This window comes from Hydrogenophaga sp. (assembly GCF_028698005.1).
Lineage (GTDB): Bacteria > Pseudomonadota > Gammaproteobacteria > Burkholderiales > Burkholderiaceae_C > Hydrogenophaga.
The window spans coordinates 1-4,449 of the sequence record NZ_JAQVEJ010000201.1 but is presented as its reverse complement, the minus strand read 5'-3'; the positions used below and the strand labels follow the sequence as shown (position 1 = coordinate 4,449).

Below are 4,449 nucleotides of genomic sequence, written 5' to 3'. Positions count from 1 at the left end.
GGCCAGTTGGCCTCGACCGCGCGCAGCGTGGCCATGTGATCGAGCAGCACGGTGGGGGCATCCACCGCGTCGAGGGCGACGCGGTGCGCGTTGGCGTCGATGAAGCGTTTGAGTTCCTGCTCGCCGCCGTCCTCGGGTGCGCAAGTGATCCAGCGCGCCACGTTGTAAGAGCTGCCGGTGATGCGCGCCTTCACGCCGTATTCGGTTTCCAGGCGGTGCTGCACGACTTCGAACTGCAGTTGCCCCACCGCACCCAGCAGCAGCACCGTACCCGCGACCGGGCGGAACACCTGAATCGCGCCTTCCTCGCCGAGTTGCGTCAGGCCGGCGCGCAACTGCTTGGTCTTGAGCGGGTCCGCCACCTCCACGCTGCGGATGATCTCGGGTGCGAAGAAGGGCAGGCCGGTGAACTGCAGCGACTCGCCTTCGGTCAGTGTGTCGCCCAACTGCAGCACGCCGTGGTTGGGGATGCCGATGATGTCGCCCGCGAAGGCCTCGTCCAGCAGCTCGCGCCGCTGGCTCAGGAAGCTCACCACGGTGTTGGGCCGCAGTTCCTTGCCGCTGCGCACCACCTTCAGGCGCATGCCGCGCTCGAAGTGGCCGCTGGCCACGCGCACGAACGCGATGCGGTCGCGGTGCGCCGGGTCCATGTTGGCCTGGATCTTGAATACCACACCGGTGAACTTGGGCTCGGTCGGCTCCACCGTGCGCTGGAGCGCAGGTTTGGGTCCGGGCGGCGGGGCCAGATCGACCAGTGCGTCGAGCACCTCGCGCACACCGAAGTTGTTGACGGCCGAGCCGAACAGCATGGGGGTTTGTGTGCCGCCCAGGAAGGCGTCGAGTTCAAACGCGGGCGAGGCACCTTCGACCAGTTCCAGCTCGTCCTTGGCCTGCGCCCATTCCATGCCGAAGCGCCGTGCGCTTTCGGGGTTGTCCAGCCCCGCCAGGACTTCCTCGTCACCGCCGCGGCGGTCCTCGCCGGCCGTGAACACGCGCATCTGGTCCTCGCGGCGGTCGAATACGCCGCGAAAGCTCTTGCCCATGCCCACCGGCCAGGTGAAGGGCACCACCGTCATGTCCAGTTCGCGCTCGATCTCGTCCATGAGGTCCAGCGGTGCCTTGACCTCGCGGTCGAGCTTGTTGATGAAGGTCAGGATGGGCGTGTTGCGCGCGCGGCAGACCTGCAGCAGGCGACGCGTCTGCGGTTCCACGCCGTTGCCGGCGTCGATGACCATGAGTGCCGCGTCCACGGCGGTGAGCACGCGGTAGGTGTCTTCCGAGAAGTCCTGGTGGCCGGGGGTGTCGAGCAGGTTGATGACGCAGTTGCGGTACTCCATCTGCATCACGGAGGATGCGACCGAGATGCCGCGCTGCTTCTCGATTTCCATCCAGTCGGAGGTGGCATGGCGCGCCGCCTTGCGTGCCTTGACCGAACCGGCGATGTTGATGGCGCCCGAGAACAGCAGCAGCTTTTCGGTGAGGGTGGTCTTGCCCGCGTCGGGGTGGGAGATGATGGCGAAGGTGCGGCGGCGCCGGACCTGTTGGGCGATATCGGACATAACTCTTGATTATCTCCCTGCCACGCTGTGCCGACAGCGCAGGGGGGGGATAATTGGACATGCATCCGAAAGCCCTGCTGGACGCCAGTGCCAGCCTGATCGAAGCTGTTTTCAAGTTCGAGCACCCGGCCGACGCCGTGGTGGCCCGTTTCTTTCGCGAGCACCGCTCGATGGGACCGCGCGAGCGGGCCACCCTGTCCGACACCGTGTATGCCGTCTTGCGCGAGCGGCTCCGGTTCGAGTGGCTGGCGCGCTCGGGCAGCGGTTCGAAATGGCGGCGCCTGGCCATCCTGGGCTTCCCGGGTGATCGGGACTTTCTCAAGAGCGCGCTCAACGACGCAGAAAAGGCCTGGCTCGATGCCTGTGCCAAGGTCACCGATGCCGAGCTGCTGGCGCCACACCGCCACAACCTGCCCGAATGGCTGGCCGAGGCGCTGCACACGCAGGTGGGCGGCGAGTTCGACGCGCTGGCCGCCAGCCTGCTGCAGCCCGCACCGCTCGACCTGCGGGTCAATGCGCTCAAGCACAACAAGCGCGAGGCCGTGCTGGCCGGGCTGACGGCTGCGGGGCTGTCTGCCGCGCCGACGCCTTACGCCCCGCTGGGCGTCCGTTTGCAGGGCAAGCCGTCGCTGGGCAAGCTGCCGCTGTTCGTGAGCGGCGAGGTCGAGGTGCAGGACGAGGGCTCGCAGCTGCTGGCTCTGCTGCTTGACGCCCGGCGCGGCGAGATGGTGGTGGATTTTTGCGCTGGCGCCGGCGGCAAGACCCTGGCCGTCGGTGCGGCCATGAAGAACACCGGGCGCCTGTATGCCTTCGACACGTCGGCGCACCGGCTGGAAGGCCTGAAGCCGCGCCTGGCGCGCAGCGGCCTGAGCAATGTGTACCCGGTGGCCATTGCCCATGAACGCGACGAACGGGTCAAACGCCTGGCCGGCAAGATCGATCGCGTGCTGGTGGACGCCCCGTGCTCCGGATTGGGAACCTTGCGCCGCAGTCCCGATCTCAAGTGGCGTCAGACACCCGAGAGTGTGGCGGCCCAGGCCGAACTGCAGCAACGCATCCTGGCCAGTGCGGCGCGTCTGGTCAAACCGGGCGGGCGGCTGGTGTACGCCACCTGCAGCCTGCTGACGCAGGAAAACGAGGCGGTGGCCGAGGCGTTTTCGGCGGCGCATCCCGGTTTCGAGTGCCTGCCCGTGGCAGGGCTGCTGACGGCGGCCCACGTGGATCAGCCTGCCCGCCTGTGTGCCGGTGAGGGCGGGCGCTATCTGAGGCTGTGGCCGCACCGCCATGCGACCGACGGTTTTTTTGCCGCCGCCTGGCGCCGAACACCTTGATATGCCATCAAATGACGGCATTTGTAGAAATAATGCCTGCTTTTGATGTTATTTCTCGAAAAATTTGGTTTGGCGATTCGCGGTCGCTCCTTTAAAATACGCGATTGCCCCTGCCGACCGGGTTGTGTGGTCGGTGTACCGCCGTATCCATTGGCGGCTTTGCTAGGAACCGAATGAACAACGTTGATGTGGCCACTTTGTGGAACAACCTGATCCACTTTCTGGACCAGGGGCTGACCGGCGCCAGCTGGTGGCAGGCCATTCTTGTCGGGCTGGTGCTGACGCACGTCACCATTGCCGGCGTCACCATCTACCTGCACCGGCACTCGGCACACCGTGCGCTGGACCTGCACCCCGCCGTCGCCCACTTCTTCCGCTTCTGGCTGTGGCTGACCACCGGCATGACCACCAAGGCCTGGACGGCCATCCACCGCAAGCACCACGCCAAGTGCGAGCGTGAGGAGGATCCGCACAGCCCGCAGATCTTCGGCATCAAGAAGGTCATGTGGGAAGGCGCCGAGCTGTACCGCGCCGAAGCCAAGAACGAGGAAACCCTGTCCCGCTACGGCCACGGCACGCCCGACGACTGGATCGAGCGCAACCTCTACTCCAGGTACTCGGTGCTCGGTGTCAGCATCATGCTGATCCTCGACGTGCTGCTGTTCGGTGCCTTCGGTCTCACGATCTGGGCGATGCAGATGGTCTGGATCCCGTTCTGGGCCGCCGGCGTCATCAACGGGATCGGCCACTACTGGGGCTACCGCAATTTCGAGGCGGTCGATGCCAGCACCAACGTGTTTCCGTGGGGCCTGATCGTGGGCGGTGAAGAGCTGCACAACAACCACCACACCTACCCGACCTCGGCCAAGTTCTCGGTCAAGCCCTACGAGTTCGACATCGGCTGGGTGTACATCTCCGCGTTGCAAAAGCTTGGCCTGGCCCATGTCAAGAAGGTGCCGCCCAAACTCGCGTTTGGCGAGGTGAAGGCGGTGGCAGACGAGAAGACGCTGGAAGCCATCATCGCCAACCGCTACGAGGTGATGGCCGGTTATGCGGCCGAACTCAAGGCGACCTGCGCGCGTGAACTGGCGGGCATGAAGGCGCGCAGTGCCGATGCGTCGCTGGTCAAGGCGGCCAGCCGCTGGCTGCACCGCGATGACGACAAGGTGCCGGCCGAGGTCAAGCCGCAGCTGGCCGAAGTGCGCGCCAAGAGCCCGGTGCTTGACAAGATGGTGACCATGCGCGAGGAGTTGCGCGCCCTGTGGTCCAGCACCACCTCCACGCGCGAACAGCTCGCCGCCGATCTGCAGGCCTGGTGCCGTCGCGCCGAGGAAAGCGGCATCACCGCCCTGCGCGACTTCTCCATCAAGCTGCGTTCGGCGCACGCCTGACCGTTTTGCCCGGGGATGTCCACCCGGGCTCAATGAAAAAAGGTTCTTCGCGCGATCTGGGGGAAGTAGTGGTTGACGGTTCGGAGGTTGGTAGATTGGCAGTGGCCAAACAAACCGATCCCCTTCCTCTTCCCCGTCATGTGCGATGCTATGTTGGGCGTGGTCTTC

At 65.6% G+C, this 4,449-nt stretch carries 3 protein-coding genes; 2 read left to right on the top strand and 1 reads right to left on the bottom strand.

The genetic code is table 11. The annotated features are described in order from the left end of the window. On the bottom strand, window positions 1-1,559 hold a 1,559-nt coding region (locus tag PHQ87_RS14605; protein WP_300235898.1), incomplete at its 3' end, for a peptide chain release factor 3. A gap of 59 nt (window positions 1,560-1,618) precedes the next feature. Between PHQ87_RS14605 and PHQ87_RS14600 the strand changes: the two genes are divergently transcribed. Together PHQ87_RS14600 and PHQ87_RS14595 are read left to right on the top strand one after the other, a co-directional pair. Then, window positions 1,619-2,890: an RsmB/NOP family class I SAM-dependent RNA methyltransferase gene (locus tag PHQ87_RS14600; RefSeq protein ID WP_300235895.1), complete on the top strand. Its 1,272-nt coding sequence runs from the start codon at window positions 1,619-1,621 to the stop codon at window positions 2,888-2,890. Window positions 2,891-3,063: 173 nt separating this feature from the next. Beyond that, window positions 3,064-4,281 carry a fatty acid desaturase gene (locus tag PHQ87_RS14595; protein ID WP_300235892.1) on the top strand — a complete coding sequence of 406 codons (1,218 nt, stop codon included), beginning with the start codon at window positions 3,064-3,066 and terminating at the stop codon, window positions 4,279-4,281. Window positions 4,282-4,449 lie beyond the last annotated feature (168 nt).

Excerpts from the sequence above, each read along its gene's own strand:
- PHQ87_RS14600 (WP_300235895.1), top strand. The coding sequence starts at position 1,619 with ATGCATCCGAAAGCCCTGCTGGACGCCAGTGCCAGCCTGATCGAAGCT.
- PHQ87_RS14595 (WP_300235892.1), top strand. The coding sequence starts at position 3,064 with ATGAACAACGTTGATGTGGCCACTTTGTGGAACAACCTGATCCACTTT.